The 12293-nt window shown below is 70.1% G+C and carries 11 protein-coding genes and 1 pseudogene; 8 read left to right on the top strand and 4 right to left on the bottom strand.

The genetic code is table 11. The features are described 5' to 3' along the window. From GA0115259_RS19790 to GA0115259_RS19780, 3 genes are all read right to left on the bottom strand, one after another. On the bottom strand, nt 1–530 hold a 530-nt coding region (locus GA0115259_RS19790), incomplete at its 3' end, for a hypothetical protein (RefSeq protein ID WP_093598812.1). A 156-nt stretch (nt 531–686) separates the two neighbouring features. Next, nucleotides 687–1523 carry a MurR/RpiR family transcriptional regulator gene (locus GA0115259_RS19785; RefSeq protein WP_093598807.1) on the bottom strand — a complete coding sequence of 279 codons (837 nt, stop codon included), beginning with the start codon at nt 1521–1523 and terminating at the stop codon, nt 687–689. Beyond that, complete coding sequence (locus tag GA0115259_RS19780) at nt 1520–3238, bottom strand: aromatic amino acid ammonia-lyase (RefSeq protein WP_093598810.1); 1719 nt, start codon at nt 3236–3238, stop codon at nt 1520–1522. The genes GA0115259_RS19785 and GA0115259_RS19780 overlap by 4 nt, the downstream gene beginning before the upstream one ends. Nucleotides 3239–3379: 141 nt before the next feature. Here GA0115259_RS19780 and GA0115259_RS19775 point away from each other — a divergent pair, with 141 nt between their 5' ends. From GA0115259_RS19775 to GA0115259_RS19755, 5 genes are all read left to right on the top strand, one after another. Next, entirely contained in the window at nt 3380–4627 is a 1248-nt protein-coding gene (locus tag GA0115259_RS19775) for an ABC transporter ATP-binding protein (protein ID WP_093598804.1), read from the top strand. After that, nucleotides 4624–5310, top strand: a complete 687-nt coding sequence (locus GA0115259_RS19770; protein WP_093598801.1) for an ABC transporter permease — start codon at nt 4624–4626, stop codon at nt 5308–5310. The genes GA0115259_RS19775 and GA0115259_RS19770 overlap by 4 nt, the downstream gene beginning before the upstream one ends. Before the next feature lie 6 nt (nt 5311–5316). Beyond that, nucleotides 5317–5982 carry an ABC transporter permease gene (locus GA0115259_RS19765; protein WP_093598798.1) on the top strand — a complete coding sequence of 222 codons (666 nt, stop codon included), beginning with the start codon at nt 5317–5319 and terminating at the stop codon, nt 5980–5982. Between the two features lie 13 nt (nt 5983–5995). Then, nucleotides 5996–6973 (top strand): ABC transporter substrate-binding protein, encoded by a 978-nt coding sequence (locus tag GA0115259_RS19760; protein WP_093598795.1) that lies wholly within the window; start codon nt 5996–5998, stop codon nt 6971–6973. Nucleotides 6974–7077: 104 nt separating this feature from the next. Next, nucleotides 7078–7494, top strand: a complete 417-nt coding sequence (locus GA0115259_RS19755; protein ID WP_093598792.1) for a hypothetical protein — start codon at nt 7078–7080, stop codon at nt 7492–7494. A 311-nt stretch (nt 7495–7805) separates the two neighbouring features. On the opposite strand, the gene GA0115259_RS19750 is transcribed toward GA0115259_RS19755, so the two are convergent. After that, on the bottom strand, nt 7806–9194 hold the full coding sequence (locus GA0115259_RS19750) for a cystathionine beta-synthase (protein WP_093598789.1): 1389 nt from the start codon (nt 9192–9194) through the stop codon (nt 7806–7808). 191 nt (nt 9195–9385) lie between these two features. Here GA0115259_RS19750 and GA0115259_RS19745 point away from each other — a divergent pair, with 191 nt between their 5' ends. The 3 genes and pseudogenes from GA0115259_RS19745 to GA0115259_RS19735 form a co-directional block, all read left to right on the top strand. Further along, nucleotides 9386–10444, top strand: a complete 1059-nt coding sequence (locus GA0115259_RS19745) for an SGNH/GDSL hydrolase family protein (protein ID WP_093598785.1) — start codon at nt 9386–9388, stop codon at nt 10442–10444. A gap of 136 nt (nt 10445–10580) precedes the next feature. After that, nucleotides 10581–11801 (top strand): acetyl-CoA C-acetyltransferase, encoded by a 1221-nt coding sequence (locus tag GA0115259_RS19740; protein ID WP_093598782.1) that lies wholly within the window; start codon nt 10581–10583, stop codon nt 11799–11801. A gap of 308 nt (nt 11802–12109) precedes the next feature. Beyond that, a pseudogene (locus GA0115259_RS19735) lies at nt 12110–12293 on the top strand (hypothetical protein); the annotation flags it as partial.

Here is a 12293-nt window from a genome sequence, read left to right as displayed (position 1 = left end):
CCTGCGGCGACGCCTGTCGTACGGAAGCCCTTCACCTGCTTGCCGACGGGCCGGCCGGAGCCGGCCCAGTCGGTGCGTACCCAGAGCAGTTCGTCCTCCCGGCGCTCACGCCGTCCCAGCCAGCCGGCCTTGAGCCACAGACCGGCGCCCGCGCCCGCCAGGGCGAGGCCGCCTGCGGCGGGCAGCGCCAGTGAAGCGGCCACGGCCGCGAGGAAAGCAGCGAGCAGCCACCAGCGGTGCGCACGCCGCCAGTTCCGGGCGGTCACCCGACGGTCCTGGAGATAGTCGTACCGGCCGGCCCGCTCGGCCCGTTCCGCCCACGCGCTGTATCTGCGTCGGCGTACGAGAGCGACGGCGGCGGCGCACACCACGAAGAGCGCCGCGCCCGTGTAGACACCGATCCTGCGACCGGTCAGTCCGGGAAACAGGATCCCGATCCCGGTGGCGAGCACCCCGAGCCACCACAGCGGGACCGCACCGGCCCGTACGATCACTGCCACCCGTGCCAGCGACTGCCCTCCGCGCCCCACTGTCCGCCTCCTCGTCCCGGTGAGTTTGGCGGGCAGATTAATGGCGTTCTCTGAACTTTTCCTGAGAACGGCACGATCCGTCGAACCGGCGGCGCACAAACCGCCCGGCTACCCGACTACCCGACCACTCAGCCGCTCGGCCGCCCGACCGCTCGGCTATTCGACGAACAGCCCTCGCGCCGCCGCCCGCGCGTCGAACTCCTCCAGCCGCGCCTGCGCCTCCGGCAGCCCGTCGCACATCGCCTCCAGCAGCATCCGTCCCAGCAGCATCGGCGCGCATGCCGTGTCGAAGGCCAGGCCGGTCCCGACGGCCGCCGGGATCAGCAGATCGCTGTGCTTGGCGACGGGCGCGAACGCGGAGTCGGCGACCGTCACCACCGTCAGCCCGGCCGACCGCGCGTACGCCAGCGTCTCCACGACCTCCTTCGGATGGCGCGGCAGCGCGAAGCAGAGCAGCGTGCTCGCGCCCGCCTGCCGGGCGGTGTCGATCCGGTCGGCGAGCATCGTGCCGCCCTCATCGAGCAGCCGTACGTCCGGATGGACCTTGGCCGCGAAGTAGGCGAAGCCGCGCGCCTGCGAGGAGGCGGCGCGCAGACCGAGCACCGGCAGCGGACGGGACGCGGCGAGCAGCCTGCCCGCGCGTTCGACCGGCTCCGGGTCGGCGAGCAGCTCAGCGAGCTGCCGCAGATTCTCGATCTCGCCGCGTACGGCCTGCTGGTACTCGTTGAGGCTGGTCCCGCCCTCCGCGGGAGCGCCGGGCGCGACCTCGCGCAGATGCCGGCGCAGCGCCGGATAACCGTCGAAGCCGAGCGCGACCGCGAAGCGGGTGACGGACGGCTGGCTGACTCCGGCCAGTTCGGCCAGTTCGACGCTGGAGAGGAACGGCGCGTCCCCGGCCCGGCGCACCATGTTGTGCGCGATGCGCCGCTGGGTGGGGGTCAGCCGGTGGCCCTCGAAGAGCCGCTGGAGTCGGGCGGCAGGGCTGTCGCTCATGCGATCCCCCTTGTCTGATCTGTGAGATCTGTCAGATCGTTACGCGTGCGGGTGGTGGCAGTGGTGACCGAAGCGGCCTGGACAGGATCGGCGGCGGCCAGCTCCGTGAAGCGGTCGAGCAGCGCGGCGGCTGCCGTCACATCATCGGTCAGCGGACGGTCGCCGGCCTCCTCGTCGAGTACGGTCTCGGCCAGCTCGAAGGCCCGCCCGACCGGGAGTCCGGGCTCGGGACGCAGTCCGCGCTGGCGCAGTGCCCGTACGGCGGCGACGAGTTCACAGCCGACGACCAGGCGGTACGCGCTCCCCGCGCGCAGCGTCTGACGCGCCGCCAGCGAGGCGAAACTGGCCTGCTCCTCCACGCCCCGGGACAGTACCGCGTGGCCCAGCGAGGCGGGCGCCGAGTAGGCCCGCAGATCACCGAGGGCGGCTCCGGCGGCGTACTCCAGGATCATCACACCGGAGCTGGCGGGCTCGCCGTCGGCGAGGAAGGGCCGCAGCCGGGTGAACGCGGGCTCGTTGAGCGCGGAGAGCCGGGAGGTGGACAGCCGCGCCGTCTGCACCAGCGAGAGCCTGAAGTGGTCCAGCGCGAGGGCGAGTTGGGCGAGATAGAAACCGCCGTGGTGATAGGCGGCGGGCACTGGATCGGCCTCCGTGCCCGGGCTGATCAGCGGATTCTCGGCGGCGGCGTTGATCTCGACGGCGAGCGTGTTCTCCAGCGCGTCGGCGGCGTCGCGCGCCGGGCCGTGGATCTGCGGGACACAGCGGAAACCGTACGGATCCTGGATCCGGCCGAGCGGCGGACCGGGCCGTTCCGGAGCGCCGAGGAAGCGCCGCATATCGGCGGCGACTGCGTACGAGCCCGGGTGCCGGCGCGCGGCGTGCACGGGCTCCGCGTACGCCTCGTACGAGCCGTCGACGGCCAGCAGGGAGAGCGCGGCCACCAGTTCGGTGGCGGCGACGAGCCGGCGCAACTCGTCCAGGGCGAGCGCGGACTGACCGAGCGTCAGGGCATTGCTGCTGATCAGGGCGAGGGCGTCGTTGTTGTCGAGAGCCTGGGGCTCGGGGACGTGGCCGCCACGCTCGCCGCCGCCCTTCCCTGCACCCTCCCCGCCGCCCTTCCCGGCACCCTCCCCGCCGCCCTCTCCTGCGCCCTCCCCAAAGTGTTCCCAGGCGTGTTCCCAAGGATGTTCCCCGGCGAGGGCGAGGCCCAGCTGCGCGAGGGCCGCGATATCGCCCGTACCGACCGAACCGTATTCATTGACGACGGGATACGCACCGGACTCCAGCGCCTCGCAGAGCGCGGTGACGACGGTCGGGCGCAGTCCCGCGCCGCCGGCGAGCAGCTGGTTGGCGCGCACGGCGAGCATGGCGCGGACCTGACGGGCGGGCAGCGGATCACCGATGGCGCCGGCATGGCTGCGCAGCAGCCGCAGCCCGTGGTCGGCGGCGGCCTCGGTGGGCACGGCCTCGGTGCGGTTGGCGCCGACGCCGGTGGAGCGTCCGTACACCCGGCCCGAGCCCGCGAGTTCACGGGCGAGATGCCAGCTCTGCTCGACGCGCTTCATCGCCTCGGTCCCGGGTACGGGACGTGCGGCGCCGTCCGCCAGCCGGACGACATCGGCGACCGGGAGGCTCTGTCCGTCCAGAACGACGAGGGAGGTACCTGCCGGGGCCGGTGCATGCCCACCCGCCGGGTCCACCATGTGGGACGACATCATGCGCGAACGCCTCCATTCCAGACGTTACGTCTCACCCTGCGACCATCCGTAACCAGTGATTTACGCCAGGGCATTGACAATCTATTCAGCCACCAAGAACTCTGCATGACTATATGCAAGCCGGGCAAGGGACGACTGATGATCAGATTCGACGCGGTGAACAAACGCTTCCCCAACGGCACCACGGCGGTCCACGACCTCACTCTGGAGATGCCGGAGGGCGGTGTCACCGTCCTGGTCGGCTCCTCCGGATGCGGTAAGACCACCACGCTCCGCATGATCAACCGGATGGTCGAGCCGACCTCGGGCACCATCCGGCTGGGCGGCAAGGACGTCCTGGAGCAGGACGCCGCCGAGCTGCGGCGCGGTATCGGCTATGTCATCCAGCAGTCCGGGCTCTTCCCGCACCGTACGGTCCTCGACAACATCGCGACCGTGCCGCTGCTGCTGGGCTGGGGCCGGCGGAAGGCCCGTACGCGGGCGGCGGAGCTGCTGGAGACCGTCGGGCTGACGGCGGAGGCGGGCAAGCGCTATCCGCACCAGCTCTCCGGCGGCCAGCAGCAGCGGGTCGGAGTGGCCAGGGCGCTGGCGGCGGATCCGCCGGTGCTGCTGATGGACGAGCCGTTCGGCGCCGTCGACCCGGTGGTGCGGACGCAGCTCCAGGACGAGCTGCTCCGTCTCCAGAAGGATCTGAACAAAACCATCGTCTTTGTCACGCACGACATCGACGAGGCGGTACGGCTCGGCGACCGGATCGCCGTCTTCCGTACGGGCGGCCATCTCGTGCAGTGCGCGGCGCCGGCGGAGCTGCTGGCGCGCCCGGCGGACGGATTCGTCGCCGGCTTCCTCGGCGCGGAGCGCGAGCTGAAGCTGCTGTCGCTGACGACGCTCGCGGAGGTGCCGGTGGAGCGGGCGCAGGTGGTACGGGAGGGCGAGCCGGCGTCGCGGGCGGACGGCGGGCCGTATCTGGTGGTGTCGGCGAGGAACGAACCGCTGGGCTGGCTCGATCCGGAGCCGGGCACCGCCGACGTGCTGGCGCCCGTACGACCGCTGCGCGACACGGACTCGCTGCTCGCGGCGCTGAACGAGTCGATCGCGTCGCCGACGGGCCTGATAGTCCGGGTCGACGCCGAGGGCGTGCTGACGGGAGTCACCGCACGGGAGACGATTTACGAGCACGCGGGCCGCAGACACAAGGAGGCGGCGCGGGCGGCCCGGAAAGCCGGAGCCCGGGAAACCGGGCCCCAGAAAGCAGAAGCCCGGGAAGCAGACTCGCAGACGGGCACGGGCGCTACGGCCCCGAACTCGCCGATACCGAGCCCCGCAGCACCGGCCGGGACCGGGCCGAAGAGCAGCGCGCCCAAGACCTCGGGCGGAGCCCTATGACCATCGAATGGGCATGGATCTCCGACCACGCGGGCGATCTCACCACCCTCACGCTCTCCCATCTCCAGGCCGCGCTCACCGCCGTACTCCTCGGTCTGCTGATCTCCCTCCCTCTCGCGGTACTCGCCCACCGTGTCCGACCGCTGCGCGGCTTCCTCCTCGGGCTCTCCAACGTCCTGTTCACGATCCCGTCCATCGCGGTCTTCGTCCTGCTGCTGCCCGTCTCCGGGCTGACCAGGACCACCACCGTCATCGGTCTGACGATCTACACGCTCGTCGTGCTGCTGCGGAACACGGTCGAAGGGCTCGACTCCGTACCCGCCAAGGCCCGTGAGGCCGCCGTCGCCATGGGCACACGCCCGCTGCGTACGCTCCTCACCGTCGAACTGCCGCTCGCGCTGCCCGTGATCATGGCCGGTGTACGGATCGCCACCGTCATGTCGATCTCACTCGTCAGTGTCGCCACGTACATCGGTGACGGCGGCCTCGGCCAGCTCTTCACCGACGGCTTCCAGCGCGACTTCCCCACGCCGGTGGCGGCGGGCATCGTGCTGACTCTGCTGCTCGCGCTGGTCGCGGACGCGCTGCTGGTGGCCGTGCAGTACGTCCTCACACCCTGGACGAGGGATCGGCACCGGCAGCCCGGGCAAAGGCAACAGCGCCAGGCGCGCGGAAGGGCCTGACACACCATGTACGAACTCTTCGAGGACCTGGGCTCCTGGCTGGTCTCGGGCGAGCAGTGGACGGGGGCCGACGGCATCGGCCACCGGCTCGCCGAACACCTCCAGTACTCCCTGCTCGCGACCCTGATCGCCGCCGTGATCGCGCTGCCGCTGGGACTGCTGATCGGGCATACGGGCCGGGGCGCGTTCGTCGCCATCAATCTCGCCTCGTTCGGCCGGGCGCTGCCCACGGTCGGTCTGGTCGTCCTGGTCTTCCTGGCGAGCGGTCTCTCCATGACGCCGGTGTATGTGGCGCTGGTCGCGCTCGCCGTGCCGGCCATCGTGACCAATACGTACGCGGGGATGACCGCCGTCGATCCGGAGGTGAAGGACGCGGCCCGAGGTCAGGGCATGCGCGGCCACCAGGTGCTGTTCCAGGTCGAGATCCCGCTGGCGCTCCCGCTGATCATGACGGGGCTGCGGCTCGCGCTGATCCAGGTGGTGGCCACGGCGACCATCGCCGCGTACGTGAGCTTCGGCGGACTCGGCCGGTATGTCTTCGACGGTCTGGCCCAGCGCGATCTCGTCCAGGTGTTGGGCGGCGCGGTGCTGGTGGCGGTCGTCGCCGTCGTCCTCGATCTGGCGCTGTCCGGACTCCAGCGCGTTCTGTTCCGCCGTCGCACCGCCGCCTAGGGAGACAACTCCGATGACCTCACCGAAGACCTCACCGAAGACCTCACCGCAGACCCGCAGGACCGTACTGGCGGGCCTGCTCGCCGGAGCCTCCGTACCCGTACTGGCCGCGTGCAGCACCGGCATCACCTCCCTGGACGGCCAGGGCACCGGCGGCGCGGGAGGCGGCTCCAGCCCGGGCGGCATCACGATCGGCACGGCCAACTTCACCGAGAACCAGATCCTCGGCCATCTCTACGCGGCCGTACTCGAAGCCGTGGGCGTGAAGACGACCGTCCGTGCCAACCTCGGCACACGCGAGATCCTGATACCGGCCCTCAAGGGCGGCGACATCGATCTGCTCCCGGAGTACCAGGGCGCGCTGCTCCACTACCTCGACGCGAAGGCCACCGCCACGGAGGAGGGCGAGATGCAGAACGCCCTCGCCATCGCCCTCCCGGCGGGCCTCCAGGTGCTCCCGTACGGCCAGGCCGAGGACTCGGACGCCTTCGCCGTCACGCGCGAGACCGCCGAGAAGTACGGCCTCACGACGCTGGCGGACCTGAAGAAGCAGAACGGCAAGCTGGTCATCGGCGCCGCGCCCGAGGTGAAGAAGCGGGTGGTCGGCGTCATCGGGCTCAAGGAGGTGTACGGGGTGGAGTTCAAGGAGTTCAAGTCGCTGGACTCCTCGGGCCCACTGGTCAAGGGAGCCCTGAAGAAGGGCGACGTGGACGTCGCGAACCTCTTCACCACGGACACGGACATCGCCGCCGAGGGCTGGGTGGTCCTCACCGACCCCAAGAACCTCGTCCCCGGCCAGCACATCGTCCCCCTGATCGCCGACCGCAAGGCCGACTCAACGGTTCGCAAGGCCCTGGCCCGCCTCGGCAACACCCTCACCACGGAGGCCCTCACCGAACTCAACCGCCAGGTCGACAAGGACAAGAAGGACCCGGACGACGTGGCCCACACCTGGGCCACCACCCAGGGCCTGACCAAGACGAGAAAATGACGGGTCAGGCGAGTGCGGATCGCGCCGGGCTGGTGCGGGCCCGAGGTGAAGTGGGGGGTTAGCCCCAATGACCCCCGGGCGGGGGTGTTCGTACCGTGGCGGGCATGGAAGCCCGCGACCCTGAGCTGAAGAAGGAACTCGACGCGACCCTCCGGGCGCGTCATGAGCTGGGGGCGGAGTATGAGCCCGCGCTCGTCGAGTCGTTCCTGGAGAAGATCGAACAGCGCCTGGACGGCACGGTCGACCGCCGTGTCCGGCGTGAGATGGCCGAGCGGCAGATGGCCGCCGCCCGGGGTGCTGGTAAGCCCGGCAATGGCGAGGGCTTCGGCGAACGCTTCGGTTTCGGCGTCATCTCGCTGATCCTGGCGATCCCGCTGTCCGCTATCGCCGCGGTGAACGCGGATATCGAGGGCCTGGTCGTCTGCTGGCTCGGGATATTCGGTGTCAACGCGGTCCATGCCTCGCGCGGCCGGCCCTGGATACTCGGCAGGCGCCGCCGCTCTTCCGACTGGGAAGAGTGAGCCCGAGGAGTGAGCACGAAGAGTGAGCACAAGGAGTGGCGCAAAAGATAGTCGCGGGGACCGCCGCACCCCCGTTACCGGGGGGCGGGACGACGGCGGTCCCCGCGAGGGACACGGTCCGGGTCAGGGCCGGTGTGCGTGTCCTTGGCGTCCATGGAGGTCCGGGAGCCGCTCCGGAGGTCCTTGACGCCGACAACCACTACTGTGCAGGAGGCGTGTTAAGCGGGTGCTGCGTGGACGTGTCGCGCTCGTACCACTTTCGCGGATAGGCGCCACCGCCCATTGAACCGCCCGCTACACAACCGTCGAGATCAGGCCTTCGACAGATACGCCAGCAGATCCTGCCTGCTCACCACACCTGTCGGCTTGCCTTCCACCAGCACGATCGCCGCGTCGGCACCGTCGGAACCGCTCAGCGCGGCCATCAGATCGGCCACCGGTTCGCCCGAGCCGACCTGCGGCAGCGGCGACGACATGTGTTTCTCCAGCGAGTCGCCGAGCGAGGCCCGCTGAGTGAAGAGCGCGTCCAGCAGTTCCCGCTCCACCACCGAACCGATGACCTCCGCGGCCATCACATCCGGATGCCCGGCGCCCGGCTTCACGATCGGCATCTGCGAGACGCCGTACTCCCGCAGCACCTCGATCGCCTCGCCGACCGTCTCCTCCGGGTGCATATGGACGAGCGTCGGGATCGCGCCCGCCTTGTGCCGCAGGACATCGCCGACGGTCACCGCGCCGCCGCCCTGGTCCAGGAAGCCGTAGTCGTTCATCCACTCGTCGTTGAAGATCTTGCTGAGATAGCCGCGACCGCTGTCCGGCAGCAGGACGACCACGACATCGTCGGGCCCGAGCCCCTCGGCCACCCTCAGCGCGGCCACGACCGCCATCCCGCAGGAGCCGCCGACGAGCAGGCCCTCCTCCTTGGCCAGCCGCCGCGTCATCTGGAAGGAGTCCTTGTCGGACACGGCGACGATCTCGTCCGTCACCGTACGGTCGTACGCGGTCGGCCAGAAGTCCTCGCCGACGCCCTCGACCAGATACGGCCGGCCCGAACCGCCCGAGTAGACCGATCCCTCCGGGTCGGCGCCCACGATCCGTACGCGCCCGTCGCTGACCTCCTTGAGGTAGCGGCCGGTGCCGCTGATGGTGCCGCCCGTACCGACGCCCGCCACGAAGTGGGTGATCCGTCCGTCCGTCTGCTTCCACAGTTCGGGACCGGTCGTCTCGTAGTGCGAGCGCGGATTGTTCGGGTTGCTGTACTGGTCCGGTTTCCAGGCGCCCGGCGTCTCACGCACCAGCCGGTCGGAGACGTTGTAGTACGAGTCCGGGTGCTCGGGATCGACGGCCGTCGGGCAGACGACGACCTCGGCGCCGTACGCGCGCAGCACATTGATCTTGTCCGTGGAGACCTTGTCCGGGCAGACGAAGACACACTTGTAGCCCTTCCGCTGGGCCACGATGGCGAGACCGACACCGGTGTTGCCGCTCGTCGGCTCGACGATCGTGCCGCCGGGCCGCAGCTCGCCGCTCTCCTCGGCGGCTTCGATCATGCGCAGGGCGATCCGGTCCTTGACCGAACCGCCGGGGTTGAAATATTCGACCTTCGCCAGGACTGTCGCCTGGATCCCTGCGGTCACGCTGTGCAGCTTCAGCAGGGGGGTATTGCCAACCAGACTGATCATCGAGTCGTGGAATTGCACCGTTGTCTCCGGGGTCTCCGTGATGGTCCGGCCAGGGTATGCGTACGCACGCGAGATTGGGCCATGGTCCTTACGGGGCAGTTAGCTGGTGTACGTACCCATACTCGTGCGTACGGCTGCGTACGCGCGCGCGTACGGCGGCCCGTGCGTACGGCCAGAGGGAGGTGGCTCGGACTGTGTCGAGGGCGAGAGTGGCACGGCGGATCGCCGCGGGCGCGGCCTACGGCGGCGGGAGCATCGGCCTGCTGGGAGCGGCCGGCGTCGGAGTGGTACTGGCGGAACTGCAACTGGCGAAGCGGTCGGTGGGTGGCGGAGCGGCACCGGTGCCGCCGAGCGGCGACGGCTGGTACGGACTGGCGTACGGGCAGGGTCACGGGCACGGGCACGGGCACGGACGCCACGGACATGGGCACGCGCACGGACACGGGCACGCCGAGCCGCTGCGGATGGGCATGCTCGGCGACTCCACGGCGGCGGGCCAGGGCGTACGGCGGGCGGGACAGACTCCGGGAGCGCTGCTCGCCTCGGGGCTCTCGGCGGTCGCGGAGCGGCCCGTGGAGCTGCGGAATGTGGCGCTGCCCGGCGCCCAGTCGGACGATCTGGACCGCCAGGTGACCCAGCTTCTCTCGGACCCTGCGCGCGTCCCGGACGTCTGCGTGATCATCGTCGGCGCGAACGATGTGACACACCGGATGCCGGCCACCCGTTCGGTGCGGTATCTCGCGGCGGCGGTACGGCGGCTGCGTACGGCCGGCGCGGAGGTGGTCGTCGGGACCTGCCCGGATCTCGGCACGATCGAGCCGGTGTACCAGCCGCTGCGCTGGCTGGCCCGCCGCGTGAGCCGCCAGCTCGCCGCGGCGCAGACGATCGTGGCGGTCGAGCAGGGCGGCCGTACGGTCTCGCTGGGCGATCTGCTGGGCCCGGAGTTCGCCGCGAATCCGCGGGAGCTGTTCGGCCCGGACAACTACCACCCGTCGGCGGAGGGCTACGCGACCGCGGCGATGGCGGTCCTGCCCACGCTCTGCGCGGTGCTGGACCTCTGGCCGGAGACGGACCACCTGGACGCGTCCCGCGACGAGGACATGCTCCCGGTGGCGAAGGCGGCCTCGGCGGCGGCGTCCCGGGCGGGTACGGAGGTCACGGCGGCCCGCGCTCCCTGGGCTTTGCTGAAACACCGCAGACGCCGCCACCTCCCGGCACAGACGGAAGCGACCCCGACGGAACCGAGCCAGGTGCCTCGGGAGGTATGACCCGAAGGTGTGACCCGCCACCCACTGAGCAAGCGCTTAGAAAAGAGGTCCTCGTCACACGGCCGGTCGGGTGACCTCGACGCTACGTAGCGGTAACTTCCACCTCAGCCCTGCCTTCTCTCCTCCTGGAGCCGTGATGCCCGAAGCCGTGATCGTCTCTGCCGCCCGTTCGCCCATCGGGCGGGCCTTCAAGGGATCGCTCAAGGAAGTGCGGCCCGACGACCTGACGGCCACGATCATCGAGGCCGCGCTCGCCAAGATCCCCGAGCTGGATCCGCGCGACATCGACGATCTGATGCTCGGCTGCGGGCTGCCCGGTGGCGAGCAGGGCCACAATCTGGGCCGGATCGTCGCCGTACAGCTCGGTATGGACCATCTCCCGGGCTGCACGATCACCCGTTACTGCTCCTCGTCCCTCCAGACCTCACGGATGGCGCTGCACGCCATCAAGGCGGGCGAGGGCGACGTGTTCATCTCGGCCGGTGTCGAGATGGTCTCGCGTCAGGTCAACGGCTCCTCGGACGGGATGCCCGGCACTCACAACCCGTTCTTCGCGGACGCCGAGGCCCGTACCTCCTCCGTCGCGCAGAGCGAGGGCGCGCAGTGGCACGACCCGCGCGAGGACGGTCTGGTCCCGGACGCCTACATCGCGATGGGTCAGACCGCGGAGAATCTGGCCCGGTTCAAGGGCATCACCCGTCAGGAGATGGACGAGTTCGGCGTACGGTCGCAGAACCTCGCCGAGGAAGCCCTCAAGAACGGCTTCTGGGAGCGCGAGATCACGCCCGTGACGGTCCCTGACGGCACGGTGGTGGCTAAGGACGACGGACCGCGCGCCGGAGTCACGCTGGAGGGCGTACAGGGCCTCAAGCCCGTCTTCCGGCCCGACGGTCTGGTCACGGCCGGCAACTGCTGCCCGCTCAACGACGGCGCCGCCGCGCTCGTGATCATGTCCGACACCAAGGCGCGTGAGCTGGGCCTGACGCCGCTGGCCCGGATCGTCTCCACCGGAGTCACCGCGCTGTCGCCGGAGATCATGGGATACGGCCCGGTCGAGGCGTCCCGGCAGGCGCTCTCGCGCGCCGGGCTGACCATCGGTGACATCGATCTGGTCGAGATCAACGAGGCCTTCGCGGCCCAGGTGATCCCGTCCTACCGCGACCTGGACATCCCACTGGAGAAGCTGAACGTCAACGGCGGCGCCATCGCCGTCGGCCATCCGTTCGGCATGACCGGCGCCCGGATCACCGGCACACTGATCAACAGCCTCCAGTTCCACGACAAGCAGTTCGGTCTGGAGACCATGTGCGTGGGCGGCGGCCAGGGCATGGCCATGGTGATCGAGCGACTGAGCTGAGGCGCCCGAGCCGAGCCACCGCCGGCGGCGCGCGACCTGTCCGAAATGCGGAGACTCGTCGCGCAGCGTAGCCGGACAGTCCGGAATCGCATAGAAGAACCCCACCGATCCCCAGTCGTGACTGAATCTCCCCCAGGATGTGACCTAGTCCCGGGGGAGATTCGTTTGTCCAGGTCAGGGCGCCAATGGGAGTAAACCTAAGGCCCAAAGACCTGTCCATTTCGTGACGTAATGCACTGACGGACGGATCCCGCCCACGACAAGCTGAGGTAGGAAGTCGGGGGTATCGATCGGAACGGGAGTAGTCAGTGAGCGCCATGTCTCTTGCCCTGCTGCTGACCACAGCCGCCGCCACAGCTGTGGGCGTCGCTGCCCTGCACGCCACTCATGGACTGCGCAGGCAGGTCAGCGCCCTGCGTGGCGAACTGGCCGCGGCGAACCCGGGCGGTCCCACCGCCGCCGTACCGCAGGCCAGAAGCGCCGACCGGACCG

Origin of the sequence: Streptomyces sp. MnatMP-M17 (genome assembly GCF_900091995.1) — a bacterium.
In the GTDB taxonomy this organism is placed as follows: Bacteria; Actinomycetota; Actinomycetes; order Streptomycetales; family Streptomycetaceae; genus Streptomyces.
The sequence above is the reverse complement of the archived record's forward strand: the minus strand, read 5'-3'. Positions and strand labels throughout refer to the sequence as shown.

Excerpts from the sequence above, each read along its gene's own strand:
- GA0115259_RS19785 (WP_093598807.1), bottom strand. The coding sequence starts at position 1,523 with ATGAGCGACAGCCCTGCCGCCCGACTCCAGCGGCTCTTCGAGGGCCAC.
- GA0115259_RS19780 (WP_093598810.1), bottom strand. The coding sequence starts at position 3,238 with ATGTCGTCCCACATGGTGGACCCGGCGGGTGGGCATGCACCGGCCCCG.
- GA0115259_RS19775 (WP_093598804.1), top strand. The coding sequence starts at position 3,380 with ATGATCAGATTCGACGCGGTGAACAAACGCTTCCCCAACGGCACCACG.
- GA0115259_RS19770 (WP_093598801.1), top strand. The coding sequence starts at position 4,624 with ATGACCATCGAATGGGCATGGATCTCCGACCACGCGGGCGATCTCACC.
- GA0115259_RS19765 (WP_093598798.1), top strand. The coding sequence starts at position 5,317 with ATGTACGAACTCTTCGAGGACCTGGGCTCCTGGCTGGTCTCGGGCGAG.
- GA0115259_RS19760 (WP_093598795.1), top strand. The coding sequence starts at position 5,996 with ATGACCTCACCGAAGACCTCACCGAAGACCTCACCGCAGACCCGCAGG.
- GA0115259_RS19755 (WP_093598792.1), top strand. The coding sequence starts at position 7,078 with ATGGAAGCCCGCGACCCTGAGCTGAAGAAGGAACTCGACGCGACCCTC.
- GA0115259_RS19740 (WP_093598782.1), top strand. The coding sequence starts at position 10,581 with ATGCCCGAAGCCGTGATCGTCTCTGCCGCCCGTTCGCCCATCGGGCGG.